This is a genomic window from Streptomyces buecherae (assembly GCF_014295035.1).
GTDB lineage: Bacteria > Actinomycetota > Actinomycetes > Streptomycetales > Streptomycetaceae > Streptomyces > Streptomyces youssoufiensis.
In genome coordinates, this window is record NZ_CP060404.1 from 4,019,305 (window position 1) to 4,045,705 (window position 26,401).

Sequence of the window (26,401 nt, forward strand, 5' to 3'; positions counted from 1 at the left end):
GCGCGTGCCCGGTGTCAGGGGCGTGCCCGGTGTTACGAGCGCGCCGGACCTTCGCCGTCGGTTCCGGTGCCCTCGGTGTCCTGGTTCGCGGGCTTCCACACGTGGTAGGCCAGCCCCCACGTCCGGCGGACGCGCTGCCGCTGCTCCGGGTGGGTCCACCGCTCCAGGTCCCGCATCAGCCGGTCGTAGTCCAGGCCGATGCCCTCGGCCCGTAGCTGCGGGACCAGGCCGCGCAACCGGTAGAGCAGGGCCCGTACCGAGGTGGCGTTGACGGCCGCCGCCACGCGCCGGTCCAGCGCCTCCGGGCTGAACCGGTCGGCCACCCGCAGGGAGCGCAGGGCGGAACCGAGGCCCACCTGCGGCTTGTGCATGGGGCGCTGCTGGCTCTGCTGGTGGAGGCCGTAGAGCGCGAGCGCGCCGTGCTCGGCTTCGAGTGCGTGCGTGACCTCCCCGTCGGTGGGGCTCGTGTAGTACGGCCACATCGCGGGCACCGTGCCGGCGTCCTGACCGAGCCCCGCACGCAGATCGGCCAGCTCCTCGCCCGGAGGGCCGGTCGGCGCGAACCCGTACCAGCTCCCCTTCTTGGCGTCCAGGTACCGGTGCCAGTACCGGGTGACCCGGGCGGGGCCCGGGTCCGGTGCGGTCACGGAGTTCGGTGCGGTGGCGGAGTGCGGAGCGGTCGCGGAGTTCGGCGCGGCCTGGGGTGGGATGCTCACCGCGAGGGCCCTTCGGTCGTCGGGTTGTCGGAGTCGGGGGTATCGGGGGCGCCCGGGGTGTCGGGGTTGTCTGAGCTGTCGGGGCTGTCGGCCTCGGGGGCGTCCGGCTGCGGGGCTTGGGCCTCGGGGGCGCCCGGCTGAGCGACTTCCGCCTCGGCTTCGGCGGCCCGAGCGCGCCGCTGCTCGGCGCGGCGTTCGGCACGTTGCCAGAGGATCTTGTCGAGGCTCTTGCGGAACGCTGCTTCCGCCTCGCTGAGCCGGTACACCCGGCTGGTGTCACCCCGCGTCACCACGCGGCCATGGAAGAGACCGGGCGCGGCGGCGTTGCTGAGGAGTTGCTCCGCCACCTTCCACGTCTCCTTCCCGGCGCGCTCCTCCCACTCAGCCGCGTGCGCCTCGATCGCGTCCTCGTCCTCGTCGGCCTCCCGCAGCCTCACCAGCAGCACCCGTACCAGCGGGTCGAGGGCGTGCAGCAGGGCCTCGCCCGGGTACTCCCAGGCACCACGCGGCAAAGGATCGGAGCCGGCGGCCCGGCGCAGGTCGGCCCCGAGCCGGTTGACGGCGAGGGAGAGCTGCTCGGCCTGGCTCACGGCGCCGAGCAGCGCGCCGCGCGTCCTACCGTCCCGGTCCAGCGCGGTCAGCGGCAGGGGCATCTCGTCGAAGAACAGGTCCTCGATGGAGCCGAGCTTGGTGCTGTACGCGATGCCGGTCATCTCCAGTTGGAGCGCATAGTCTGACGCCGGCGTGTCGTAGTCCTGGCGCGTCGTACTGAGCTGTTTCAGCAGTTCACTCGTGATGTAAGTGTGCTGATCGGCCGGGGCCTTGGTCGGGTCGGACGAGCGACGGTCCACGGCCAGCAGGGCATCGAGCCCGCGCCACGCGGCGCGCCCCACCCGGTGCCGCAGGGGACGGATCTGCGGTACCTCGGCCGCCTTGCCCTTGCGCCGCGCGTACGACGCCGGGCTCTCGTGCCGCCAGGCCGTGTGGGTCTCGTGGTCCTGGGACACCTGGGAGAGCCGGTCCCCGGCGGCCACGACGGCCCGGGTGACGCGGTCGCCCCCGTCGGCCGTCTGCTCGCGGACGAGCAGGACGCGCCGGGCCTGCCAGGTCCACGTCTCCAACGGGCCGGCCGCCGGCCGCGTCTGCCAGCTCGGCGTGGCCGTCGAGCCGGTCACGCCGCCGTCGCGCTCACGCCGCCGCCACTGGGGCAGGTCGTCCTTGAGACGGGTCTTGCCGTACGGGATGTTCAGCAGCAGCGTCTCGTAGAGCGTGCTGCCTCGCGGCATGACGACGCCCAACTGGCCCAGCGGGCCGACCGGGTTGCCCGTGGTCTTGCCACCCTTGGCCTGGCTGTCGCCCTCGACCCCGGTCTTGATGGCACCCGTGTCCCAGCAGTGCGTGTGCAGCAGCCAGCGGGCGGCCTCGGCCGGAGTCAGTTCGAGTGGGTCGGCGTCGGTACGGGACGAGAACAGCGGGACGTTGTTGCCCTGGGCCGCGGTGGCGACCAGCAGCGCGGACGTCTTCGTCTCACCCTTCGCCGTACGCAACCCCGCGACCTGCGCGAACGGGTCGGTCTCGGAGAACAGGTCGAAGTGGCCGCCGTAGGTGTCGAAGTAGCGAACGAGTCCGTCGCGCTCGGCATCCGAGAACGCCCCCCGAGCGAACCGCTTGACCCAGTCAGCGGCGCCCTTCGGGAAACCCAGGGCATCCACCACGAGGGGCAGCAGGAGCTGCCGGAAGATCGCGGGCTTCTGGGTGGGGATGTCCACCTCGATGTCCCGGAACCGGTGGGCGTCCAGAAGCAACTCCCTTACGCCTACCGCGCGTTCCGCCGACTGCGTCCACGCATGCGGTCCAGCCGTCTCCCCCTGGTCCGCAGTGCGTGCGAGCAACCACGGTTCATCGAGCAAACTCCACAACCCAGCCTCCGGGAAACCTTCTTCGTCTTGGGTGGGGGGAGTAATCAGACTGGCACAGACGGCGACGGTACACGGGGCGAATGCAAGAATCTCCCAATGCGGGGCTGAATGTGGGCGTCCGCGCCCCGGCGCGCCGGGGGTGTTCCCCTTCTTCGTCTCGTGCTCGTCTCACGGCGAAGGTTGGCCCCGCGTTCGTTGCGGGGGTGTTCGGGCACGTCCGGCGCGTGCGCGACCCGTGCCCGCCGGACGGTGCCGTGCCGGCCGTCGCCCTACTCCGCCCTGCCGGTCAGCCGGCGGGCCCCTCGTCCACGAGCCCCAACACCTCCTCGTAGCGCAGCCGTCGACCGGCCAGGACCGCCGTTCCGTCGGGCGAGAGGACGAGGGCCCGGACGTGCTGGAGGGGCGTGTAGCGCCAACTGCTCATAAGCGGGAGCGCCTTGAAGCCGTCGCGGTGACACGTCGGAGGCAGGCTCACCGTGTCGGCGATCACCGCGTCACAGGTCGCGGTGGCGGGCTTGCCGGCAGGCAGCGCTGTTCCGGACACCGTTCGGTGGCCCGCGCCGTCGGCTACCAGCAGGGCGGCTCGCCGGGTCGTGTGGTCGCGGACCAGGTCGTCGAGCCCGTCGGCTCCGTCGAGGTGCCGGTGCGCGAGGCGGTGCACCCCCGCAAGGGTGACGGCCTCCCGCTCGCCCTGCCGGGTCAGCAGGTGGTTCCCCGCCTTGTCCGACCGGGCACGCAGGGTCTTCTCCCAGGTGACGCGCGCCGCCTCCCAGTCGTCCCGCCAGGCCGCCGGCACCGCGTCGGCGCCCGCGCCGTATCCGGCCGCCACGAGGACCGGCACGTCCGCCGGGTAGGACCACGGGCGGCCCGGTCCCGTGGCGCGCAGGATCTGGGCCGCCGCGAGCAGCAGGGCGTGGCGCCCGTACCGTTCCTCGGCGGCGGCCGGGAAGCGGGGCGCTGCCTCGGGCCGGGTGGCATCCCCCTCGGCGTACCCCGTGACGATCACGCGGGGCGTGCGGTGTCGGGCCGGGCGGGGCGTGTCGTCTCCGCGATGCAGCCGGCCGATGCGCTGGAGCAGGAGGTCCAGCGGGGCGAGGTCGGTGATGAGCAGGTCGGCGTCGAGGTCGCAGGACTGCTCGGCTACCGGCGACGCGATCACGATCAGGCGCTCGGGGCGGGGCGGCGGTACGGCCTCGCCGGCCCGGGCGGGCCGCAGCACGCGCAGGCACTCCGCCATGTGGCGTGCGAGTTCGGCGGCGGTCAGTTGCTCGTGCAGGAGGACGACGGGGGTGTCCGGGAGGCGGTGGCGTACCTCGGTGCAGAGGGTTTGGGCCCGGTCCGCCGTGGTGCGGATGACCAGCGCGCAGCCGCCGTCCGCGAGTTCGACGCCCAGTCGGTCGGCCACGGCCGCGTCGGCGGCGGCGTGCGCGGCGGCCTCCGTGCCCGCTCCCGGGACGGTCTCCGGCATCAGCTCGACCGCCAGCGGGGCGGACGGGCGGCGCGGGGTCGTCGTACGGGTCAGGCCGCGCGGGCCGTGCGGGGTGTGCCATACGGCGGTGACGGCGGGCTGTCGGTCCGGGTGGGCCAGCTCGGGGTGGCCGTACTCCTCCCGTCGCGCGGCGCCGGCCAGGTACGCGTCCGCCAGGGCCTGGCGCTGGGCCACGGGCAGCGTCGCGGAGAGCAGCACCACCGGCACGCCGGCCTCACCGAACCAGCGCAGGCCCTCCAGGAGGAAGAGCGAGCCGCTGACGTCGGCGGCGTGCACCTCGTCGAGGAGGATGACCTTGCTCAGCAGGCCCGCCGCCCGCAGCACGACGAACTTGGTACGCGTCATCGCGTGCAGCAGCGTGTTGGTCGAGCTCACCACGAACGGGCACAACAGGCCGCGTTCGTACTCGAAGAACCACGCGGCCGGTGTCTGCCCCGGCCCGGTCTGCGGGGGCGCGTCACCGTCCTCGTCACACGTCCCCACCGCGTCCCGTTGACGCTCGGCGGAGGCGCCGATCAGGGCGCTCCACTCCGGCATGAGGTTGCGCTGGCCGTGCAGGAGCGCGACGTGGGGGGCCAGTTCGGGGTCGATGCGGCCGACCCACTCGCGCACTCGGGCGAAGGTCGGGTCGTTGGCCGACCACTGCGGCATGCCGACGAAGACGCCGTCGGCGCCGAACTTCGCCGCCAGGATCTCCGTCGCCATCAACCCCGCCCACGTCTTGCCCTCGCCCGTGGGGCCCTCGATGACGAGCAACCCGGGGGCCGCCATGTCCCGCGCGGTTTCCATGGCCAGCTTCTGCATGGGGCGCGGCGAGTGCTGGAAGCGGCGCTCGAAGGCGTCGGGCGGCGGGGTGGGGAGCGCGCCCCAGCCGCCGCGTAGGCCGATCTGCGACCAGGCGGCGGCAGCCCGCTCGCGCGCGCCGGCCATGCTCACCTTCGTGAAGTCGTCGACGCCGACGAACGCGGCCTCGCCGCTGGCGATCCAGTCGGCCATCACGACCAGGCCACTCACCATGAGTTGCAGGGCGCGCGAGGGGACGGTCGTGGGGGCGGCGTCCGCGAGGGAGGGCAGGCCGAGCTGCTCGGTGACGTAGCGGACGTGGGCCAGCCGGGCCCGCTCCCAGCGCTCGTTTCCCTGGGGCCCGCCGAGGCCCTGGGGTGGCGGTTCGAGGTCGTCCGCCGCGTGCAGGAACCCGTGGTGCCCGGCCACCAGCGGCCACACCCAGTCGATGTGCCCCTGCGGCCAACCGGCCGCCCGCAGCATCGGCTTGAGGAGGAAGCCGCCGGCGGCCCCGTGCCGCCAGGGGAACCGGTGGACGCTCGGGCGCCAGGTCAGGCCGGCCGCGCGCAGTGACGCGGCGTACTCGGAGAACCTGCACTGGAAGGCCGGGGTGACCTTGCCGATGTCGTGCAGCCCGCAGATCCAGGCCAGGAGCGTGCGGCCCCGGCCGGGGCCGCCGGCCGCCGCGTCCAGTTGGCGGCGGGTGGTCGGGCCGAGGAAGCCGTCCCAGATGCACTCGGCGACGGCGGCTGTGTCCAGCAGGTGGGTGGCGACCAGGCTCATGGTGCCGCCGGCGTGCCCCGGCGTCTTGGCCACGCAGACGTGCAACGACACATTGGCGTCCCAGGTGTCGCGGTGCGGGCCGTCGGCCATGCTGGCTCTCCTCGCCGTGGTCCGTGGCCAAGGTGGCCGTGCGGGGACGGCCCCATCGCCGTCCGGTGGCATCATGCCGCCGTGACGGACGACGCCCCGGCCCTGCGCGCGAGTTTCGGCCACGACCTGCTGACGGAATGGATACCCGACGCGCTCGGCGCGGCCGACGCGCTGCGGAACCTGGCGCGCGGGCGGGTTCCGGCGCCGGCCGCGCTGGAGGTCGGGTGGCTGCGGGTGCCGCTGGCCCGTCGTGCCGAGGCGGTGCCCGTCGTACCAGCCACGGTCCGCGCCCACCTGCACCGTACGGTCGAACGCGCCCTGCGCGGCTACGAACCGGCCGCCGAGGTGTTCAGCTACCGCGCGCCGACCTGGGACTACCGCACCGCCTTCGGGGCCCGTGGGGCGCGCATGCGCGCGCTCGCCGGGCGGGGCGACCTTCCCCTGGTGCTGAGCCTGGACGTGCACCGGTTCGGCCGCTCGCTGCCGCTGTCCACGCTCCTCGACGCGGCCTGGATGACGGAGGAACTCGCCATCCTCCTCACGCGGTTGGCCGCCGAGGCCGGGCACTGCCTGCTCTCCAGCCACCACTGGGCCAACCGCGTCGGCGGCGCCGCCCTGGCCCCGGTCGACGCGGTGCTCGGGCGGCTGGTTCCGGGGCGGTGGCTGCGCTGGGCCGATGACTGGCACGTCTTCGTCCGGGACGCGGGCGAAGCGGAGCGGGTGCGGGCCGCCGTACGGGACGGGCTGGCCGCCCTCGGGCTGACGCTGTCGGCCGACAAGAGCGGCCTGCGGCCGGCCGCGACGGTGCTCGCGGGCCCGGCGCGGGACGTGGCGGGCGAACCGGCGGAGGTGTGGCGGGCGGGTGTGGACGGGGGCGATCTGCGCGCGCTGCGGTACGCGCTGCCGCGCCTCGCCCCGGACGCACGGGTCTCCGCCGAGGTGCCCTCGGTGGTACGGCGCTGGCCGACGCTGCTGCCACGGGCCGTGCGGTACCTGGACGGGGCCGCGCGGACGGCACACGGGCGGGCGGCGGTGGCGGAACTGCTCGGCGGTGCCGAGCGGGACCCGTTCGCGGCGGCACGGCTGCTGGCGCTGGCCGGGCGCCACCCGGAGTTGGCCGCGCTCGTACCCGAACCGGTGCTGGCCTCGGACGGGAGCGACGGCTCACCCGTGGCGCTCCGGGAGTTGGCGACCCGGGTGGCCGTGGTGGACCGGCGCCCGCACCTGGCGCCCGAGCCGACGCCGCGCCTACGCGCGTGGGTGGCCGACGGCGGCCACGCCGGGGCGTCACCCCCTTCGGTGGCTACCCTGCTCTGACGCCCACGGGACTGGTGCACGGCGGACGCGGTGAAGGGGGCGGTACACGTGGCGGGGGCGGACGGCGTACGAGGAACGTGGACAGCGGCGGACTGGGCGGGCCTGCCCACGGTCGACCGGCAGCAACTGCGGGCAGCAGGAGCGGTGTTGGCGGCTTTCGACCGCGCGCTACGGGGCGTGAACTGGCACCTCAAGGGCTCGACGGCACTCCTCGGCTGGCTCGGGCCGACGGCGCGCATGCCGGGTGACGTGGACCTCGCCGTGCCGGCCGACATCGGACACGAGCTGCTGCGCGGGGCCGACCTGCCGCCCGGGCCGGACGGCGCACACGTACGGCTGCTCCGGACGGAGCCGGTGGTCTTCAGCTCGCCGGGGCGGGCGGCGGTGCACCGGGCGCTGGTAGGCGTGCGGCACGAACGGGCCGACGACCGCGTCCTGTTGAACGTCCTTCTCGTGCCGGAGGCCAGGTCGGCGCGGGACACGCGCACCGCCCCGCTCGCGTTCCCCACCGACGCGGGATCGGTCACCGTTCCCGCGGCGACGCTCAGCCGGTGCCTGGCGCAGAAGCTGCTGCGGTACGCGCGGCGGCGCGAGGCCGGGAAGATCAACACTCGCTGGGCCGACCTCGCGGATTTCCTCATCGCCGCCGCCAGCCCCCGCGCCCCGAAGCTGGCGTTGGACGAGCTGCGCCGCGACGTGGCCGTCGAGTTCGCCGCCATGGACCGCGACTGGCCGGCCACGCTGCCCCCGCCGCCACGCGAGTGGCTGGACTTCTGGGACACGGCCACCTTCCGCGCCGGCTGGCCCTTCGGCCGGCTGCCGGAGGCGGTGACCCGGCTCGCGGGGTTCTGGGAGCCGGTGCTTGAGGTGCCGATGGAGCCGTACGGGCCGGAGGGCGCCGCCCCGCCCGGGCCGGCGTGCGCCCCGGCGTCCGGGCCGGCGTGCGGGCCGGCGCGGGTGTGGTCCCCTGGCGCGTGGGGGTGGGGGGTGGGGTGAGGACACCCGCGTATCGGCGCCTGACCAGGCGACGGCCGGACACGGTACGTCCCAGGAGTGGCTGAGAGCGCGTCCCCCTGGGTGCGATGGTTCGTCGCCGCCCGACGGTGCACCGAAAGGGCAGCCGACCGTGCGTCTCCGCCTCTACCGCACACACCGGAGCCGTTGGTTACCTGTGCGGAGCGGACATGAGCAGGAGCTCACCTGTCGAACCACGCGAAGGGAGCACACCCGTGCACACCCATGCCGCCGGCGGCTCACCCGAGGCTTCCCAGGCCCGGACTACCCGCCAGGCTCCGTCGGTGACCCGCCCCAGTGCACTCCGGCGCAGCGTGGTCCCGCCCTCGGCGCTCCGATCCGTGCAGCGCACCGCGGGCAACGCCACGGTGACCCGCATGCTGGCGCGGGCCCAGCGCGCGGACGCACCCGAGGAAGCCCAGCGGCAGACTGGCCAGGAGGCCCTCCTGGCGGGACGCACAGCGGTCACCGAGGTGCTCCGTTCACCCGGCCATCCGCTCCCTGCCGGGCTGCGGAGCGAGATGGAGCAGCGGCTCGGCTCGGACTTCTCCGACGTGCGCGTGCACACCGGCCCCCGCGCCGAACGCTCGGCCGACGCGGTCTCCGCACGCGCCTACACCTCCGGCAGCCACGTGGTGATCGGAGCGGGCGGCGCCGACAAGCACACGCTCGCCCATGAACTCACGCACGTCATCCAGCAACGCCAGGGGCCGGTCTCCGGCGTCCAGAACAGTGATGGTCTACGTGTCTCCGACCCCTCCGACCGCTACGAGCGCGAGGCGGAGCGCAACGCCAGGAGGGCGATGAGCCTCGCCGTTCCACCGACACCCGTCGCGACCCCGCCGGACCGCGGTCACGTGCTCGCCGGCTACCGGAACGGGCAGAGCGCCGGCGCGGACCCCGTGCAGCGCATGGCGGGGCCAGGCGCCGGGGCGACCACGCCCGGCGTGGATGCCCGCACCATCATCGAAAGGATCAGGTGGCAGGGCAGCGAGGATGTGTTGAATCGCTGGCACCCCGACTACGACGCGGCCTTCGCCAGCCTGGAGGCCGAGCTGCCGTCGGATTTCAGGGCAGACGCCGGAGGTGACCTCCTGGCCCAGGCCCAGCAGATGCTGACGGCGCACTCCATCGCGAACCCACAGCACACACCCGGCCAGGGACTGCCGGCACGGATCGTGGAGTACGTGCTGGTCCAGGAAGACGCGGATTCCCCGCCCGGAATCGGCGGCTTCAACACCCTGTCGATGAAGGGCAGCGAGATCACCGGCCGCCCGAACTTCGCCAAGGCGACCACGCTGGCACTGCCGATCAGACCGGGGATGCACCGGCGCCACATCATCGCGTGGCACAACATCAGTTCGCTGCTGAACCGCGCCTATGCCACACACCCGGCACCTCTGATCGCTTACCTCACGGCGAAGCTCGATACGAGTCAGGTGGCCGCGGACCTGACGAGCGATTCGGACAAGGCGATCGGCAACATGCCGGCCGCCAGTTTCGGCCAGGCACCTCCAGACGTACCCCAACACGAGCAGCGAGCAGAAGCCGAAGTCCTGCTGCGAGCGGCATACGTGATGAACAGCTCCGTGAAGAACCTGTGGGTGGGGTCCGGCAAGGAGAACTCGGAGATCAACCTACTCAGCCGGACACTGCAGGGAAGGCTCACGGACCTCACCCCTGAACGGCTGGCTACCTGGGAGAAGGAACTGTCGAACTCCACGCCCAAGACACCCATGGCCCAGCAAGCGACGGCACTCGTCCTCGACCGTCTCCGCGGTATCCAGGGCAATTCGCCCACCGCACAGGACGTGGACGATGTGAAGTATTACGTCTGGAACGAGGTGATCCGGCACCTGGAGACGGACGCCTCACAGGACGCCTCCCCTTCAGCCGGGAACCAGCAAGCCGTCGTGGTGGGCAATGCCGTGTTCGATGCCGTCTTCGTCCCGTCCAACAACCCCAGCTTCGACGTCGTGCGACAGGCCATCGACTTCCTGTGGACCGGGCCTCGTCCCACCGGCGCGTGACGTCGGGCAACGGGGCTTTCGCAAGCTCCTGAGAGCCGGGCCTCACGGCCCCCGCGCCTTGACGGGACGCTCAGCCGGCGGGCAGCGTGCGCCCCGTCGCGGGCAACACCCGCTCCAGGCAGGCGAATCGCGGCGGCGGGAGGTGCCGCCGCCAGGCGTCCCGCCAGCGCAGGGCGTGGGCCAGGTGGTGGGCGCCCGGCGCGCCCGGGCCCGCCGCGCTGAGGTCGGCCAGGAACGCGACGGCCGCCTCGGCGGCGTCCGGCCCCAGCGGCTCCCCGTACACGTGCAGGACGCGCTGCGCATGCCCTGTCCCCTTGAGCGTCTTGGTCACGTGCAGGCTGAAGTGCGCGCGCCGGCGGGCGGCGTCCAGGTCCGCCCCGTCCAGCGGTGCGGCCCCGGCGCCGCTGTGCATCCGCCCCTCGCTCCACCGGTTGGCCCCGGCCACGGCCGTACGCAGCGCCTCCGCGTCGTTCACCACGCCCGATAGGCCGTCGCCGAGGGTCGCGAACAGCCGGCCCGCGCCCGCGACGCCGTCGCTGAGGGCGCGCAGATGGCCAGCCAGCAGCGCCTCGCGCCGGGCCCGCAACGGGTAGGCGCGGCGTACCAGCTCGTCGACCGGCGTGCGCGCGGCGTGCCACGCCTCAGCCAGGGGCAGCAGCTCGCGGGCGTTGCCCCGCGTGAGGCGGGCGCCGTCGCCCGCGCGGGAACTGGTGCCCCACTCGATGTCGTGCACGTCGGTGACCGCGTACAGGCCGCCTGCGGGCGGCGCCGCCGTGAGGTCCGCCAGGCCGTCCGCCGACGCCACCCCGAGCAGCCGTGGGTCCTCCCCGTCGGCCGCGCCCGGCTGCGCGGGGTTTCCGTCCAGCGGGCGTACGAGCACGCCGGCGAGGAGGGAGGCGGTGGCCCGGACCGAGAGCAGGTCCGGGACCCGGGCGAGCGCGTCGGCCGCCCCGCGCTGGGGCAGCGCCGGCCGGTCCCGGCGCAGTCGGGCGGCCATGGCGACGGCATAGCAGGCACGCAGCAGGGCGGTGCGCCGCTCGTCGGCGTCCCCGGCCAACGGCACGTGGCCCCAGGCCCAGCCATGCCGGACCCCGCTGTCCCCCGCGGCCAGTGGTGCGGGCGGTGGCTCGTCGGGCCCATCGGTCGCCGCCCGTACGAGGACCAGGTCCTTGCCGTAGTACCCGGGCCGCCCCACCTCACCGGCCGCGCGGCCGACGGCCGCCAGGCTGCGGCGCACCCGGTCGAGCCCCGCCTCGTGGTCGCCGCTGTCCTCCACGCGGGCCCGCAGGCCGCTGGTGACGACGACCAGCGTCGCGGCCCGGTCGCCGGCGGCGGCGAACCGCGCGAGCACGTCCCCCGCGTCGGGGCAGTCGGGCGGGAAGCCGGGGGCGTGTCGGGGCGGCCAGCGGTACGCGGGGGTCATTCGCGCCTCCGATCGCGCCAGAGTTCGAGCAGGAGCCGGCGCAGTCCGGGGAAGCTCACCAGGAGCAGCACGATGGCCACGCCGATGCCACCCAGGGACCAACCGAGCCCGGTCAGGCTCGAACTCGACAGCCCCTGCCAGATGGCGAGGCCCACGCCGAACGGCAGACCGATGGCGGCGAGCAGCCCGAGTATGGCGTTGCTCATCTCCGTCTCGGCCGCCTGCACCTGCCGGGAGAACTCGCCGAGGTCCTCCTTGAGGGACTGGAGCGTTTCCGGCAGGCCGGCGGCGCGCTGCCACGTGCGGGTCACGGCGTCCACGGTGTCCTGCCGGCCGAAGCCCGCGCTCCAGTAGCCACGGCGGAAGACCAGCAGATCGCGTTCCAGTTGACCCACCTCGCGACGCTTCGGCTGGCCCTCAGCGATGCGGGCCACCTCGGTGCCGAACGCGGTCAGCACGACCTGGTGCAGCCGGGCCAGCGCGAGGGCGTCGGCGTACAGGCTGGTCAGGTGGTGCGTGGTGCCGTTGTAGTAGTTGCCTCGCTCGTCCGGCCCGGGGTCGGGTTCGGTCCCGACCAGCACCAGGCCGCGCAGGCCGAGCACGCCGCGCACGTTGTTGCGCAGCCGGAACCGCAGGGAGGCCAGTTCGTCCGGTGCCTCGTCTCCCGGCTCGAAGTCCGACGCGTGGTACATCTGCCACAGCCACTGGTCGACCGTGGACCAACTGGCGTGTCGCGCGCCCTGGTTGAGTCGTGGCAGGTCGTCCCGGGCGGTGATGAAGGTGCAGTAGACGGCCTCGCGCTCGGTGGCGGAGAGACGGCAGCCGGGGGGAAGCTGCCGAGCGGCCCAGTCGCGGTACGCCCCGCCCGCGTGGTGTGCGTCGACGTCCGCGCACTGCCGCAAGGCCGTGGGCATATGCGCCGGTGGCAGCGCCGGCAGGCGACCGTGCAGCAGGGCCACGCCGTTGGCCTCGGGACTCGCCCCCATCCGCCGGAACATGTCCAGGACCGAGTCGTTGAGCCGGATCAGCTCGACGGCGGTCAGCTCGAACCCGTGCGGGGCGGTGCCGGGGTCGAGCCGTTCGTCGGCGTGCCAACGCACCGTCGCGTCCCACAACAGCGGAGCCAGTCGCTGGCTGGTGTACTCGGCACGCCGGCTGGCGGTGGAGTACACGTCGTTCCCGTCGGCGCGCTGCCAGCGCCGCACCAGCGGCCCGGCCGTGAAGGGTGCCGGCGGCGGTGCGTCGATCTGTACCGCCACGATCAACACGGTGTCCCGCCGCACCAGGGCCCCCGGGTCCTGCGCGCTCCCGCTGTCGGGCGCGGCCCCGCTCACGAGAGGGCGTCCAGTGCCGCGCGCAGGTACCGGCCCCGCTCGTCCGCGCCGGTGTCGTCGTCCACGTACCGCCAGCGCCGGAACCCGCCGGTCACCGGAGCGCGCGCGAGCACCCGGTTGTCGTCGCGCACCGGCCGCCCCCTGGCGACGAGCGTCAGCGTGCCGGGCGCGGCGCCCGCGCGGTGCAGGGTGTACGCCGACATGCCGTACTGGCCGCCGGCGGGCACCGTGTGGGTGTGCGCCTCGGTCACCCGTACCCGGTAGGCGTCGCTGGCGTCGAGGTGGAAGCCGCCGTCCTGGGGCCGGTAGCGCACGACGTGGTACGCGTCCGGGTCCAGGTCGACGCCCAGCGCCTCGCCCGGGCCACGCGGCGCCTCGTCGAGGGCGACCTCGACGACGGTGTTGTACAGCTCGCCGGTCAGCACCGTGGCGGCGAAGTGCCAGCGGTGGTCGTGGATCTGCGCGTCCTCGCCGCCGGCCCGCCACACGTGCAGGAACAGTCGGCGGCCGTCCGCGGGGAGTTGGGCCAGGGGCAGCTTGACGAAGCCGTTCGGGTGGGCGATGGGCGCGCGGGTGGCGGGCGGGCGGAGCGGCCCGTCGAAGCGGCCGAGCAACGCAGCCGTGAGCGCGGCCCGCGCGAGTGCGGCCGCGACGGGGGCTGGCGTCCCGGTCGGGCCCTGGCCGCCGGCCCGGTCGACCACCCCGTGCTCGCCCGCCCTCGCCCCGACGATGTCCTCACCCGTCCCGCTCACCGCTCGCCCCTCCCCCACACGGCTTCGACGCATGGCGGGGCCCGGCCCCCGCGCGCCGAGCGTAGCCAACCGGCGCGCCCCGTCGCCGGCCGTCCGGCACATCCCGGCCACGGCGGCGAACGCGGCTCGGCCAGCGGATGGCGCGCCCCCCACCGCACCCACCGCACCCCACCCCGCCCCGCCGCCCGTTACGCTCTCCCGGATCGGTCGGGACGGCGCGCGGGCCCCTCCGGGCAGGTACGCCCCCGGGCGGTGGGCCGTGGCTCCGGCGATCGGGGACGGCGCGCGGGAAGGAGCGAGACCTGTGGGTGACGACAAGGACGAGGACGCGACCCGGCCTTCGCCGCAGCGGGGCCGCCGGCGTGGCCAGGGCGAGCTGGAGGCACTGGTGATGCGGGTGTTGCAGGGGGCCGGCGAGCCGGTCACCGCGGCGCGGGTGCAGCAGGAGCTGGGCGGCGACCTGGCGTACACCACGGTCGTGACGATCCTGACCCGGCTGCACGGTAAGCACAGCGTGACCCGGCACCGCGCGGGCCGGTCCTTCCGGTGGGCGCCCGCGGCCGACGAGGCGGGGCTCGCGGCGCAGCGGATGCGGCGCGTGCTCGACGGGCACAGCGACCGGGACGCGGTGCTCGCCAGCTTCGTGTCGGGCCTCTCGGCCGACGACGAGCGGCTGGTGCGCGAGCTGCTGCACGACGCGCCCGCGCAGGCGGAGGCTCCGGCGGGGCCCGGCGACGACCCCGTATCCCTCGATCGCGAACGGGAGCCGTGACCGGTGGGAGTCTTCGTCGTCCTCCCGCTCGTGCTGCCGCTCACGGCGTGGCCGATGTCGCGGCTGGCCGAGCGGCGGCTGCACCCGCGCACCGCGACCGTCCTGCTGACCTGCGTCGGGGCCATACTCGCCGTGTGCAGCACGCTGTGCCTGGCCCTGCTCGGCGTGGTCGGCACCGCCCAGCTCCCCGGCAACCCGCTGCCCGACGGCTGGGCGGCCCCCGAGGTACGGGCGGCGGTCCCGTACGACGAGAACGTGGGGTTCGCCGCCATCGGCGTGCTGGCCCTCGTCGCCGCGGCCTGCGGGCACACGCTGTGGCGGCACTACCGGGTACGCAACGGCGCCTGGCGCGCGCTGGGCGACCTGCCCGCCGAGCCGGCCCCGGCACCCACCACCGCGACTCCCGCGACCTCCGCCACGACCACGAAACCACCCGCACCACCCGCGCCGCCCGCGCTGACCGTCCTGCCCGACGAGGTGCCGTACGCGTACGCCCTGCCGGGCCGGGCTGGCTCCGGGCGCGTCGTCGTCTCGGACGCGATGTTGGCCGGGCTCGGCGCCCCGGAGCGGCGGGCGCTGGTCGCCCACGAGCGGGCCCACCTGACCGGGCGGCACCACCGCTACCTGCTGGCCTCGCGGTTGACCGCGAGCGCCAACCCGTTCCTGCGCCCGCTGTGGACGGCGGTGGCCTTCAGCGCGGAGCGCTGGGCCGACGAGGAGGCGGCGCGCGAGGTGGGCGACCGGCGCGTGGTCGCCACGGCCGTCGGCAAGGCGGCGCTGATCTCCGGGCCCTCGCCGGCGCCCGGCATCGCGGGGTTCGCGGCCGTCGGCCCGGTGCCGCGACGAATCGCCGCGCTGCTCGGCCCCGTCCCGTCGGCCCGGCTGTGGCCGCCCACCGACGGTTCGCTGTACGCCGCCGCGCTCATCGCGGCGGCCGGCACCGCGGCCTCGGCGCTGTCGTCGCTGAACGCGGCGGTGGCGCTGTTCCTGGTGCTCAAGGCGGCCACACCGCTGTAGGCCCGGTCGCGAGGCGCCGGCGGACCAACGTCATGGAGGAGGGCTGCCCGGCCGGGGGGGGGCGGGCCCGGGCAGCCCCGTACGAGGCGGGGCCGGCGACTCGCTACGGAGTGCGCGGCCCCGGGGGCGGGACGCTGGGCGCGTCCCCGTCAGGTCGGTCCCTGCGGGCTCAGACGTTGACGCCGAAGTCGGCCGCGATGCCGGCCAGGCCGGACGCGTAACCCTGGCCGACCGCGCGGAACTTCCACTCCGTCCCGTGCCGGTACAGCTCGCCGAAGACCATGGCGGTCTCGGTCGAGGCGTCCTCGGTCAGGTCGTAGCGGGCCAGCTCGACGCCATCGGCCTGGTTGACGACGCGGATGAAGGCGTTGCGCACCTGCCCGAAGCTCTGGCCACGGGCCGCCGCGTCGTGGATCGACACCGGGAAGACGATCTTCGTGATCTCGGCGGGCACGCCGGCGAGGTTGACCTTGACCGCCTCGTCGTCCCCGTCGCCCTCGCCGGTGAGGTTGTCGCCGGTGTGCTCGACGGAACCGTCCGGGCTGGTCAGGTTGTTGTAGAAGACGAAGTGCCGGTCGGACGCGACCTTCCCGGAGTCGTCGCACAGCAGGGCGCTGGCGTCCAGGTCGTAGTCGGTCCCGGTCGTCGTCCGCACGTCCCACCCGAGCCCGACGACCACGGCGGTCAGCCCCGGCGCCTCCTTGCTCAGCGAGACGTTGCCACCCTTGGCCAGCGAAACACCCATGTTCTGCCCTTCCCCTGTTTCCCCTGCGTTGGCTGCTGGCACAAATCTACAGCACTGTAGAAATTGTCGACCGGCGAAGATCGGCGCGCGGTCCCGCCTCCTGGCGCGGTAGCGTCGCACCGGTGCGCCACGGCGTTCCGCGCGGGCGGGACCGGCATCTGCCAAGTGAGCCCCGCCACGGCGGGGTTGGCCCGATCTACACCGCGCTGTTGACCGACGAGGGTTGGCCGTCCCCGCGCGTGCGGGGGTGCTCCGACACAGGCGTTGGTGGCGTGGACGAACGGTCGGTTGCCCCGCGCGTGCGGGGTCGCGCGGGCCCGCCCGCCACCGGGCTCCGCCCGCGCACTACTCACACCCCCTCCCACTCACACCCCCTCCTCCGGCCACCCCAACAACCGCGCCCCGATGACCGCCGTCTGGAGGGTGTAGCGGTGGACCGGGTCGCCGGGGTCGGAGCCGGTGAGTTTGTGGATGCGGTCCAGGCGGTAGGTCATGGCGCGGACGCTGAGGGACAGGCGGCGGGCGGCCTCGGCGGCGACGCAGCCGGTGTCGAAGTAGGCGGTCAGGGTGTCGATGAGGGGCTGGGCACCGCCGCGGGCCTGTTGGAGGGGGCCGAGGACGGTGCGGACGAGGTCGGCCATGGCCTGCCGGTCGCGGGTGAGGACCGGGTAGACGAGCAGGTCGGCGGCGTGCAGGACCGGGTCGTCCAGGTGCATGCGGGCGGCCAGGTCGAGGGTGTTGAGCGCCTCCTCGTAGGAGTGGACGACGCCGCCCACGCCGGGGTGGGCGCGGCCGATGGCGACCTGGCCGCCGTCCGTCGCCGCGTACGCCTGCTTCGCGAAGTAGCGGAGCACGTCCGACTCGTCGCCCGGCGCGATGCAGATCAGCCTGCCGTCCTTGGTGGTGAGCAGGATGCGCCGGTCGCCGAAGCGGGTCAGCAGCGAGGTCTCCACCCGGCGGGTGACCGGGTAGCCGTCGTCGTACGGTTCGGCGCCCTGGGCCACCGCGACCGCGTGCGCGTGGGCCAGGATCAGGCCGAAGCGTTCGGCGCGCTCGGCGAGGCGGCCCAGGTCGCTGCGGCCGTAGAGCAGGTCGTCGATGAACTCGCGGCGCGCGGCCTCCTGCTGGCGGACGGCGAGCCGCTGGGCCCGTTCGTACCCCTCGGCGAACGCGTCCACGGCCTGGGTGATGGCGGCCAGCAGGTGGTCGGCGGCCGGGCCGCGCAACTGGGGGCGTACGGCCTGGGCCGTGACCAGGTGGGCGTGGATCAGGGTGCGCAGGCCGATACCGGCCTCGGCGGCGCGTTCGCCGCGTCCGCGCAGGGCCTCCAGCTCGTCGCGGACCAACCGGCGGCCCGTGGCGCAGGCGCCGGTGAGGATGTCCGCGTACCCCGCCAGGTAGTCCTCGTAGTCCGCGTAGTCCTCGGGTATGTCCCGCTCCGCCATGCTCCCCCTCCGGTCACTCCGCACGCCGCTGCCGCCTGGTCGACGTGCGGGGATCAAGGGTGGCATGCGGCATCACGGGGTCGGCGGGCGGCATTAAGGCCGCGTAAAGATTGCCGGTGGCCGGCAATGCGGGGGCGCGGCTCGCGCTGCCAGGATGGGGCCACCAGGGCGGCCGGCTGGCTTCGATGCCGGCGGCCGGAAGTGAGTGTCCCGGCACTGTGGGACACGGAGAACCGCGGTCGTGGGCGGGCGACGCGTTGAGGGGGCAGTGACCATGGCCGAATTCCTGAGTGTGGCCGCCGGGTTCCCCACGGTGGTGTTCAGCGCCGCCCTGATGGTCGTCGTCGGCTTCTGGCTGCTGGTCCTGTTCGGCGCCGCCGAGCACGACACGTACGACGCGGACGTGAACGCCGACGCGCTGCACCTGGGCGGGGTGCCGGTGGCGGTCTCCGCCTCGGTGTTCGTCGTCCTCGGCTGGTTCCTCAGCTTCACCGGTTCGGTGCTGCTGACGGACGCGGGCCTGCCCGGCGCCCCGCTGCTCTCCCTGGAAGCCGCCCTGCTGGGCGCCTCGGTGCTCGGCTCGTGGTGGCTCACCCGGCGCGTGGTCCGCCCACTGGCGCGCCTCTTCCCCGACGAACCCGCGCCGTCCCGGCAGGACTTCATCGGGCTGACCTGCACCATCCGCACCGGCCGGGTGGACACCGGGTTCGGTCAGGCCGAGGTCACGGCCCGCGACGGCTCCACGGCGCTGGTCCAGGTCCGCCGGAACGAGGGCGAGGCCCGGGCCGCCGAGACGGAACCCGGGCTCGGACTCGGACTCGGACTCGGCAGTACGGGACTGCTGTACGCGTACGAGGAAGCGGGCGAGTTCTTCTGGGTCGCCCCCTTCGACGCGGCCCTCGACCCGCGCGGCTGACCCGCCCCGCCACACACCTCCCGTACGGCGGGACCACTCTCACCCGTCGCCCAGGCCCGCGCCGCACCCCCGTCTCACCACACCGCTCGCATCTCACACACACCGGTCCGCGCCATGCCGCGCGCCGCGACCCGACGTCCGCCCGTTCCATCTCTCCCACGGGGACTCTCATGGATGCCATCACCCTGGGCATCGGCGTGCTCATCGCCGTCGTCCTGCTCATCACCCTGACCCTGCTGTTCGTGATCAGTCGGCTCTTCCGCAAGGTCGAGCAGGGCAAGGCGCTGATCGTCTCCAAAACGCGCACGGTGGACGTCACCTTCACCGGGCAGGTCGTGCTGCCGGTGCTGCACAAGGCCGAGGTGATGGACATCTCGGTGAAGACCATCGAGATCTCGCGCACCGGGCGCGACGGGCTGATCTGCCGCGACAACATCCGCGCCGACATCCGCATCTCGTTCTTCGTACGCGTCAACAAGACCGTCGAGGACGTCATCAAGGTCGCCCAGGCGATCGGCACGGCCCGCGCGAGCGACAAGGCCACGTTGCAGGAGCTGTTCGACGCCAAGTTCTCCGAGGCGCTCAAGACGGTCGGCAAGCAGCTCGACTTCACCGACCTGTACACCAAGCGCGAGGAGCTGCGGGACCGGATCATCGAGGTCATCGGCACCGACCTGAACGGCTACAGCCTGGAGGACGCGGCGATCGACCACCTGGAGCAGACGCCGCTGAACCAGCTCGACACCCACAACATCCTGGACGCCCAGGGCATCCGGAAGATCACCGAGCTGACGGCCGTCGAGCACGTGCGCACCAACGAGTACCAGCGCCACGAGGAGAAGGAGATCACCCGCCAGAACGTGGACGCCCGCGAAGCCATCCTGGAGCTGGAGCGGCGCCAGGCGGACGCGGAGATCAAGCAGAAGCGGGAGGTCGACACCGTGCGTGCCCGCGAGGAGGCCGAGACGGCGCGGGTGGTGGAGGAGGAGCGGCTGCGCGCGCAGGCGGCGTTCCTCAAGACCGAGGAGCAGCTCGGCATCCAGCGGGAGAACCAGGCGCGTGAGGTCGCGGTGGCGCAGAAGAACCGCGAGCGGGTCATCGCCATCGAGAACGAGCGGATCGAGAAGGACCGCCTGCTTGAGGTCATCGCCCGGGACCGGGAGACCGCGCTGACCCGGATCTCGGCCGAGAAGGAGGTCGAGGCCGAGCGCCGGGAGATCGCCGAGGTGGTGCGGGAGCGGATCGCGGTGGACCGTACGGTCGCCGAACAGGAGGAGTCGATCAAGCGGCTGCGCGCGGTCGAGGAGGCCGAGCGGGACCGGCAGGCGCTGGTCATCGCGGCCGAGGCGGTGGCGCAGGAGCAGTTGGTCAAGGACATCAAGGCGGCGGAGGCGGCCGAGCAGGCGGCGGTCCACCGGGCCGCCGAGGAGCTGACGCTGGCGGAGGCCCGGACCAAGACCGCCGACATGGACGCGCGGGCCAAGATCCGGCTCGCCGAGGGCGTCCAGGCCGAGGCGGCGGCCGAGGGGCTCGCGGCCGTGCAGGTACGGGACAAGGAGTCGGAGGTCATCGAGAAGGCCGGCCGCGCCGAGGCCGAGGCCACGGCGGCCCGGCTGCGGGCCGAGGCCGAGGGCACCCGCGAGCAGGCCATGGCCGACGCGGCGGCCATCGGCGAGAAGCTGAAGGCCGAGGCGGCGGGGCTGACCGAGAAGGCGGCGGCCATGGCCGCGCTTGACGAGGCGTCCCGGGCGCACGAGGAGTTCCGGCTGCGCATCGAGGCCGACAAGGACGTGCGGCTCGCGGGCATCGAGGCGCAGCGGCAGGTGGCCGAGGCGCAGGCCACGGTCCTCGCGACGGGGTTGGAGAGCGCCGACATCAGCATCGTGGGCGGCGAGACCGCGTTCTTCGACCGGCTGGTCGGCGCGATCTCGCTGGGCAAGAGCGTGGACGGCTTCGTCCAGCACTCGCGGACCGCGCAGACCCTGGCCGGCCCGTGGCTGGACGGCTCGGCGTCGTTCACCGACGACCTGACGAAGGTGCTCGGCTCGACGACGACCGCCGACGTACAGAATCTGACCGTTTCGGCGCTGCTGATGAAGCTCATGCCGTCGGGTTCCGGCCAGCTCGATCAACTCCTCGCCTCCGCACGGAAGTTGGGCCTGGCCGACATGCCAGTGGCCGAGCTGGTCGGGCGCGGCGAGGCGGCGGGGCCGGTCACCGGCCCGCACCCGCCGGCGGACCCGCGCACCGGCCCGGCCGCCCCCTCGGTCAACGGCGCGCCGCTGGCCTGAGCCGGGCCGCCCACCGAGCCGACCGTACGGAGGGGGACGGTCGAGGTGCCCGGAGCTGCCGCGGGGGGGCGGCAGCTCCGGCCCGGCACCCGCGCCCGGACCCGCACCGGGAGAAGACGCACCCGCATCCGGTCCCGGCTCCGGCTCTGGCTCCGGCTTCGGCTCCGGCCCGAGGAGACGTGCCCGTACCCGGACCCGTAGACGTACGCGTACGCCACCCCACTCACCCACCACCCCACTCACCCACCAACCCACCAACCGCGCCGCCAGCCGCAGCAGGGAGTACAGCCAGATGGAGACCGGGACGGGAAGCGGCACAGGGGCCGGGACGAGCGTCGGGGCGGGGGACGGTACGCCGGGCGGGGCGGAGAACGAGGCGGGGAACGGGCTCGACGCCGGCACGTACGAGGTGCTGCGCGGGCGGCTCGGGGCGCGGGCGGCCGAGCTGGCCCGGCGCGCCGAGGCGCTCAACGCGTCCCGTACCGCCGCGTTCGGCTCCACCGAGCTGACGCTGACCGGCACCGAGCAGGTGCGCACCGAGCGCGCGAGCGTGCCGCGCGACGTGGTCGCCGTCGGGGAGCTGCTGCTGTTCGGCTACAACACCGCCACGGGGCCCGAGTCCGGCGCCACGTCCGTCAGCGACGTGTTCGCGCTCTACGACCGCGAGCTGAACCCGCTGCCCACCGACGCCGCGCCCGGCCTGCTCGACGACCCGGCCTTCCTCCGGGAGTTCGACGCGCTCTACCGCTACTACCGGGCCGCGCGACTGCTGCAACTGCGCCTCGTCGGCGGCACGTTGCTGGCCGTCTTCCAGACCGGGGAGAAGGCGGACGACCTGCGCGTGCTGCGCTGGGCGCTGCCCGCGACCGGCGGCGGCCCGGCCCGGTTCCTGGACGCGCGCGGCGAGCGCGACCACACCTTCCCCGCCCCGCACGACGTCACGTGGACGGCGACCACCCGTGAGGACCACGTGCTCGGCCGGTTCCCGCACATCGCCGTCGACGGCGGCACGGTCTACGTCGCGACCGTCGGCGGGGCGCTGACCGTCAAGACCGAGAACACCACCGAGCGCGGCGACGGCGTCTACCGCGAGCCGGTGGACGAGCCGCTCCAGTCGCTGGCCGACGCGGACGTGGCGTACGCGCGGGTGGGGCCGCTGGTCCTGCTCCGCATCCGCCCGTACAAGGAGGAGGACTGGCGTTACCTGGTCTTCCACACCGTCACGCACGCCGTGGCCCGGCTCGACGGCATCGGCCAGTCCTGCCAGCGCCTCCCCGACGACCAGGGCATCGTCTTCCCCGGCGGATACTGCCTGGCCACCGGCGCCGTGAAGACCTTCGACACGGACACCGACGGCCTCGCGTTCACGCACGCGGTGCGGTCGCCGAACGGCGAGGACGTGCTGTACGCCTTCCACGCCCGGGCCACCGGGCGCACGCTACTCCTCGCGTACAACACCATCCGCGAAGAGATCGCGACGCCGCTGCCCTGCCTCGGCTACGCGCTCTTCGAGGACGGCACCCTCGTCGCGCTGCGCGCCGCCGCGTCCGTCGCCGACGGGCCGGGCGAGGCCGCGCGCGTGCACCCGACGCAGCTCTGGCGCACGCCGTACGTCTCGGACACGTACGCCGCGGGCTCCGCCGCCGGAGCCGGGCCGCTGGCCCGGATCGGCAACGCGGACCTGGTGCGGGGCATCGCGGAGTGCCTGTCCATCGCGCGGCAGGTGGCCGACACGGAGTCGACGGTGGAGCGGTACCGGGCGCTGGTCGCCGCCTGCGCGCGGGCCGCGGACCGCTTCCACTGGCTCGGCGACGCGGAGGTCGGCGACCTGCGCGGCCCGCTGGTCGAGGTGCGGGAGACGGCCGAGCAGGTGCTCGCCGAGTTCGCGACCGTCCAGGACCTGACGCGGCGGGCCGCGGACGCGCTCGCCGACTGCGCGGCGCACATCGCCCGACTGGTGCGCCGGGTACGCGGCGAGGCGCCGGCCACGGCCGAGGAGTGGGTGGCACGGATCGGCGAGCTGCGCCAGGCGCAGGGGCGGCTGGTGACGCTGAAGGAGATGCGGTACGCCGACGTCGCGCGCATCGACACGCTCGCCGAAGACGTCGAGTCTGACATCGCCGGCACCGCCCGCCGGGCCGTCGCCTTCCTCCAGCGCGCCGACGCGTTCGCCGGCTACCGCGCGCAGGCCGAAGAGTTGACCGCCGCGGCCGAGGCGATCGAGACCGTCGCGGCGGCCGACCCACTGGCCGAGCGGATCGCGGAGCGGTCGGCGGAGCTGCGCGGGGTGACCGAGGTCATCGCCCGGCTCGACATCGGCGACGCGACCGTACGCACCGCCATCCTGGAGCAGATCGCCGAGGTCACCGGCGGTCTCAACCGCGCCAGGGCGACGCTGGACGCGCGGCGCCGGGAGCTGGCCGACCGGGAGGGACGCGCGGAGTTCGCGGCGGAGTTCGCGCTGCTCGGCCAGTCCGTCACGGGCGCGCTCGCCGCGTGCGACGACCCACGCGAGTGCGACACCCAACTCGCCACGCTGCTGCTCCGCCTCGAAGACCTGGAGGCCCGGTTCGCCGACCACGACGAGTTCCGCGCCGAGATCGACGCCCGGCGCACCGAGATCAGCGACGCGTTCGCGGCACGCCGGCAGACCCTGGAGGACGCGGCGGCCCGGCGCGCGGCGGCACTGGCCGACTCGGCCGCGCGCGTCCTGGAGACCCTGACCCGCCGCGCCGGGGCGCTGCCCGACCGGGAGGCGGTGGCCACCTTCTTCGCCTCCGACGCCCTGGTGGTGAAGGTGCGGCGGACCGCGGACCAACTGCGCGCCCTCGGCGAGGGCGTACGCGCCGAAGAGTTGGCGGGTCGGCTGGCGGCGGCCCGGGAGGACGCGCTGCGCGCGCTGCGGGACCGCACGGAGCTGTACGCGGACGGCGACGAGACGATCAGGCTGGGCGCGCACCGGTTCGCCGTCAGCACGCAGACGCCCGAGCTGACGTTGCTGCCGGACGCGGACGGGCGCGCCATGGTCCTCGCGCTGACCGGCACGGACTACCGCGCCCCCGTCACCGACCCCGCCTTCGCCGCCACCCGCGCCTACTGGCGGCAGACCCTGCCGTCGGAGTCCCCCGAGGTCTACCGGGCCGAGCACCTGGCGGCCCGCCTGCTCGCCGAGCACGGCGCCCCGACGCTGTCCGCCGCCAGCCAAGAAGAGTTGGCGGATCTGGTGCGGCGGGCCGCGGAGGCGGCGTACGACGAGGGGTACGAGCGCGGGGTGCACGACCGCGACGCGACGGCGATCCTGACCGCCGTGCTCCGCCTGCGCGAGGGCGCCGACCTGCTCCGCTACCCGGCGGGCGCCCGCGCGCGGGCCGCCCTGTTCTGGGCCCACGGCACGACCGAGACCGCCCGCGCGTCCTGGACCCGCGAGGCGGTGTCGCTGGCGCGAGCCCGCGCCGCGTTCGGCTCGGCGCCGGGCCTGGGGGCGCTGCGGGCCGAACTGGCCGCACGTATAGGCGAGTTCACTCTGACCGCGTCCGACACCGACGACGCGGCGGAGGCCGGCGGGGACGAGAGCAGGGGCGAGGGCAGGGCCGAGGACGGGGCCGGGGACAGGGCCGAGGGCACGGCGGGTTTGGCGGCGGCGTACCTGGTGGAGGAGTTGGCGCGCGGCGGTGCGTTCGTGACCGGCCCGGCCGCGCGGAAGCTGCTGGACGCGTTCGGCCGCGCGGTGGGTGCGGCCGGGGACGCGCCCCCGTACGGGGCTGACGTGCGGGCCCAACTCTCCGCCGGGAACCCGGCGGCGGCGTACCGGCTCGTGCGCGGCTGGCTCACGGCGTACGCGGCGGCGGGTGGCCGGGGCGAGGTCGGGCCCGGGGACCTGGCCGAGGCGGTGGCCATCGAGGTCTGCCCGGGCCTCGACCGGCGGACGGTGGATGGGGAGTTGACGGTCCGGGTGGAAGGGTTGCTCGGCACGCACCCACGGGTCGTCGGCCGGGCGCTGGAGCTGCGGATCGACGACTTCCACGCCCGTACGTCCGACTTCGCCGCCCGGGTGGTACCCGGCTTCCGCGCGTACCAGCGGCGGCGCGCCGAGCTGATCGCGACGGAGCGGGCGCGGCTGCGGATCGCGGAGTACCGGCCACGGGTCATGTCGTCCTTCGTCCGCAACCGCCTCGTGGACGAGGTGTACCTGCCGCTCATCGGCGACAACCTGGCCCGCCAGATCGGCGCCACGGGCGACGCGAAGCGGACGGACAGCAGCGGGCTGCTGCTGCTCGTCTCGCCGCCCGGGTACGGCAAGACGACGCTGGTGGAGTACGTGGCGGAGCGGCTTGGACTGCTCCTGGTCAAGGTCAACGGGCCGGCGCTGGGCCACGGCGTCACCTCGCTCGACCCGGCCGAGGCAGCCAACGCGACCGCGCGCCGCGAGGTCGAGAAGATCAACTTCGCGCTGGCGGCCGGCAACAACGTGCTGCTCTACCTGGACGACATCCAGCACACGTCGCCGGAGCTGCTCCAGAAGTTCATCCCGCTGTGCGACGCGACGCGGCGCATGGAAGGGGTACGCGACGGCGAGGCCCACACGTACGACCTGCGCGGCAAGCGCTTCGCCGTGTGCATGGCGGGCAACCCGTACACGGAGTCCGGCCGCCGCTTCCGCGTCCCGGACATGCTCGCCAACCGGGCCGACGTGTGGAACCTCGGCGACGTCCTGACCGGCAGGGAGGCGGCGTTCGAGGCCAGCTTCGTGGAGAACGCGCTGACCTCGAACCCGACCCTCGCCCCCCTGGCGACCCGCGACCGCGCCGACCTCGACCTCCTCGTACGCCTCGCCTCGGGCGACCCCACGGCCCAGCGCGACCGCCTGGCCCACCCGTACGCACCGGCCGAACTGGACCGCGTGCTGGCCGTACTCCGGCACGTGCTCGCGGCCCGGAAGGCGGTACTCGCGGTGAACGCGGCGTACATCGCGTCGGCCGCCCAGTCGGACGAGACCCGCACGGAACCCCCGTTCGGCCTCCAGGGCTCGTACCGCGACATGAACCAGATCACCTCCCGCATCTCCCCCGCCATGAACGAGGCCGAACTGTCCGCCCTCATCGACGACCACTACCGCAACGAGGCCCAGACGCTGGGCGCTGCGGCGGAGGCCAACTTGCTGAAGTTGGCGTCGTTGCGCGGGACGTTGACGGAGGAGGGGGCGGTGCGGTGGAAGGAGCTGTGTGGTGCGGGTGGGGGTGGGGGCGGGGTTGCTGGTGTGGGCGCGGGTGTGTCGGTGGGTGTGGGTGCGTCGGGTTCGGGCACGCCGGTGGGTGCGGATGCGTCGGTGGTGGCCGGGTTGGGTGAGGCGGCGGCTGCGTTGGGGCTCCTGGCCGACCGGATCGCGGCGGTGGAGGCTGCCATCACACGGGCTGCGGGCCCTCGGCATGTGCCGAGCCGATCGGCGGGGCGGCATGCGGCGCGGGGGGCGGGTGGGGAGGGGGAGGGTTCCGTCGGGGGCGGGGGCGGGGAGCGGGAGGCGGAGTGAACTTCCGTACGCGGCCGGGGTGATGATGGTTGGCTAGC

The 26,401-nt window shown here is 74.3% G+C and carries 16 protein-coding genes; 8 read left to right on the forward strand and 8 right to left on the reverse strand.

The features are described from left to right. Positions 1 to 32 precede the first annotated feature (32 nt). The 3 genes from casB to H7H31_RS15325 all read right to left on the reverse strand — a co-directional run bounded on the left by casB (position 33) and on the right by H7H31_RS15325 (position 5,780). Positions 33 to 716 carry a type I-E CRISPR-associated protein Cse2/CasB gene (casB, locus tag H7H31_RS15315; RefSeq protein WP_232109873.1) on the reverse strand — a complete coding sequence of 228 codons (684 nt, stop codon included), beginning with the start codon at positions 714 to 716 and terminating at the stop codon, positions 33 to 35. Beyond that, the gene (casA, locus tag H7H31_RS15320) at positions 713 to 2,635 is read right to left on the reverse strand and encodes a type I-E CRISPR-associated protein Cse1/CasA (RefSeq protein WP_308284266.1); all 1,923 of its coding nucleotides are present in this window, start codon (positions 2,633 to 2,635) and stop codon (positions 713 to 715) included. Before casA ends, casB begins: the two co-directional genes overlap by 4 nt. Before the next feature lie 286 nt (positions 2,636 to 2,921). Next, positions 2,922 to 5,780: a CRISPR-associated endonuclease Cas3'' gene (locus H7H31_RS15325; protein ID WP_187062551.1), complete on the reverse strand. Its 2,859-nt coding sequence runs from the start codon at positions 5,778 to 5,780 to the stop codon at positions 2,922 to 2,924. An 81-nt stretch (positions 5,781 to 5,861) separates the two neighbouring features. Between H7H31_RS15325 and H7H31_RS15330 the strand changes: the two genes are divergently transcribed. The 3 genes from H7H31_RS15330 (at position 5,862) to H7H31_RS15340 (ending at position 10,141) form a co-directional block, all read left to right on the forward strand. After that, complete coding sequence (locus H7H31_RS15330; RefSeq protein ID WP_187062552.1) at positions 5,862 to 7,097, forward strand: reverse transcriptase family protein; 1,236 nt, start codon at positions 5,862 to 5,864, stop codon at positions 7,095 to 7,097. Positions 7,098 to 7,145: 48 nt separating this feature from the next. Beyond that, a complete protein-coding gene (locus H7H31_RS15335; RefSeq protein WP_232109875.1) occupies positions 7,146 to 8,093 on the forward strand; it encodes a nucleotidyl transferase AbiEii/AbiGii toxin family protein in 948 nt (315 codons plus the stop codon). Positions 8,094 to 8,452: 359 nt separating this feature from the next. Further along, positions 8,453 to 10,141, forward strand: coding sequence for an eCIS core domain-containing protein (locus H7H31_RS15340; protein ID WP_232109876.1), 1,689 nt, complete (start codon positions 8,453 to 8,455; stop codon positions 10,139 to 10,141). A 70-nt stretch (positions 10,142 to 10,211) separates the two neighbouring features. Here the strand turns inward: H7H31_RS15340 and H7H31_RS15345 are convergent, their stop codons facing one another. Genes H7H31_RS15345 through H7H31_RS15355 form a run of 3 tightly spaced genes read right to left on the reverse strand, consistent with a single transcriptional unit; the run spans position 10,212 to position 13,650 of the window. Then, positions 10,212 to 11,564, reverse strand: a complete 1,353-nt coding sequence (locus H7H31_RS15345) for a hypothetical protein (RefSeq protein WP_187062554.1) — start codon at positions 11,562 to 11,564, stop codon at positions 10,212 to 10,214. Continuing rightward, positions 11,561 to 12,898 (reverse strand): hypothetical protein, encoded by a 1,338-nt coding sequence (locus tag H7H31_RS15350; protein ID WP_187062555.1) that lies wholly within the window; start codon positions 12,896 to 12,898, stop codon positions 11,561 to 11,563. Before H7H31_RS15350 ends, H7H31_RS15345 begins: the two co-directional genes overlap by 4 nt. Further along, the gene (locus H7H31_RS15355) at positions 12,895 to 13,650 is read right to left on the reverse strand and encodes a hypothetical protein (RefSeq protein WP_187062556.1); all 756 of its coding nucleotides are present in this window, start codon (positions 13,648 to 13,650) and stop codon (positions 12,895 to 12,897) included. Before H7H31_RS15355 ends, H7H31_RS15350 begins: the two co-directional genes overlap by 4 nt. A 304-nt stretch (positions 13,651 to 13,954) precedes the next feature. Here H7H31_RS15355 and H7H31_RS33940 point away from each other — a divergent pair, with 304 nt between their 5' ends. Together H7H31_RS33940 and H7H31_RS15365 are read left to right on the forward strand one after the other, a co-directional pair. Further along, complete coding sequence (locus tag H7H31_RS33940) at positions 13,955 to 14,422, forward strand: BlaI/MecI/CopY family transcriptional regulator (RefSeq protein WP_232109878.1); 468 nt, start codon at positions 13,955 to 13,957, stop codon at positions 14,420 to 14,422. 3 nt (positions 14,423 to 14,425) lie between these two features. Further along, complete coding sequence (locus H7H31_RS15365; protein WP_187059634.1) at positions 14,426 to 15,439, forward strand: M56 family metallopeptidase; 1,014 nt, start codon at positions 14,426 to 14,428, stop codon at positions 15,437 to 15,439. Positions 15,440 to 15,608: 169 nt separating this feature from the next. On the opposite strand, the gene H7H31_RS15370 is transcribed toward H7H31_RS15365, so the two are convergent. Continuing rightward, entirely contained in the window at positions 15,609 to 16,184 is a 576-nt protein-coding gene (locus tag H7H31_RS15370; RefSeq protein WP_176163066.1) for a TerD family protein, read from the reverse strand. Between the two features lie 365 nt (positions 16,185 to 16,549). Beyond that, positions 16,550 to 17,629: a PucR family transcriptional regulator gene (locus H7H31_RS15375; protein ID WP_187060432.1), complete on the reverse strand. Its 1,080-nt coding sequence runs from the start codon at positions 17,627 to 17,629 to the stop codon at positions 16,550 to 16,552. Between the two features lie 274 nt (positions 17,630 to 17,903). Between H7H31_RS15375 and H7H31_RS15380 the strand changes: the two genes are divergently transcribed. The 3 genes from H7H31_RS15380 (at position 17,904) to H7H31_RS15390 (ending at position 26,363) form a co-directional block, all read left to right on the forward strand. Further along, a complete protein-coding gene (locus tag H7H31_RS15380; RefSeq protein WP_187060433.1) occupies positions 17,904 to 18,545 on the forward strand; it encodes a hypothetical protein in 642 nt (213 codons plus the stop codon). Between the two features lie 170 nt (positions 18,546 to 18,715). Next, positions 18,716 to 20,836 carry a flotillin family protein gene (locus H7H31_RS15385; RefSeq protein WP_187060434.1) on the forward strand — a complete coding sequence of 707 codons (2,121 nt, stop codon included), beginning with the start codon at positions 18,716 to 18,718 and terminating at the stop codon, positions 20,834 to 20,836. Between the two features lie 292 nt (positions 20,837 to 21,128). Next, the gene (locus H7H31_RS15390) at positions 21,129 to 26,363 is read left to right on the forward strand and encodes a DNA repair ATPase (RefSeq protein ID WP_187117938.1); all 5,235 of its coding nucleotides are present in this window, start codon (positions 21,129 to 21,131) and stop codon (positions 26,361 to 26,363) included. Positions 26,364 to 26,401: the final 38 nt, after the last annotated feature.

Bases quoted from the DNA above. Each gene is read 5' to 3' on its own strand.
- H7H31_RS15325 (WP_187062551.1), bottom strand. From the start codon at position 5,780: ATGGCCGACGGCCCGCACCGCGACACCTGGGACGCCAATGTGTCGTTG.
- H7H31_RS15345 (WP_187062554.1), bottom strand. From the start codon at position 11,564: ATGACCCCCGCGTACCGCTGGCCGCCCCGACACGCCCCCGGCTTCCCG.
- H7H31_RS15370 (WP_176163066.1), bottom strand. From the start codon at position 16,184: ATGGGTGTTTCGCTGGCCAAGGGTGGCAACGTCTCGCTGAGCAAGGAG.
- H7H31_RS15375 (WP_187060432.1), bottom strand. From the start codon at position 17,629: ATGGCGGAGCGGGACATACCCGAGGACTACGCGGACTACGAGGACTAC.
- H7H31_RS15380 (WP_187060433.1), top strand. From the start codon at position 17,904: ATGGCCGAATTCCTGAGTGTGGCCGCCGGGTTCCCCACGGTGGTGTTC.
- H7H31_RS15385 (WP_187060434.1), top strand. From the start codon at position 18,716: ATGGATGCCATCACCCTGGGCATCGGCGTGCTCATCGCCGTCGTCCTG.
- H7H31_RS15390 (WP_187117938.1), top strand. From the start codon at position 21,129: ATGGAGACCGGGACGGGAAGCGGCACAGGGGCCGGGACGAGCGTCGGG.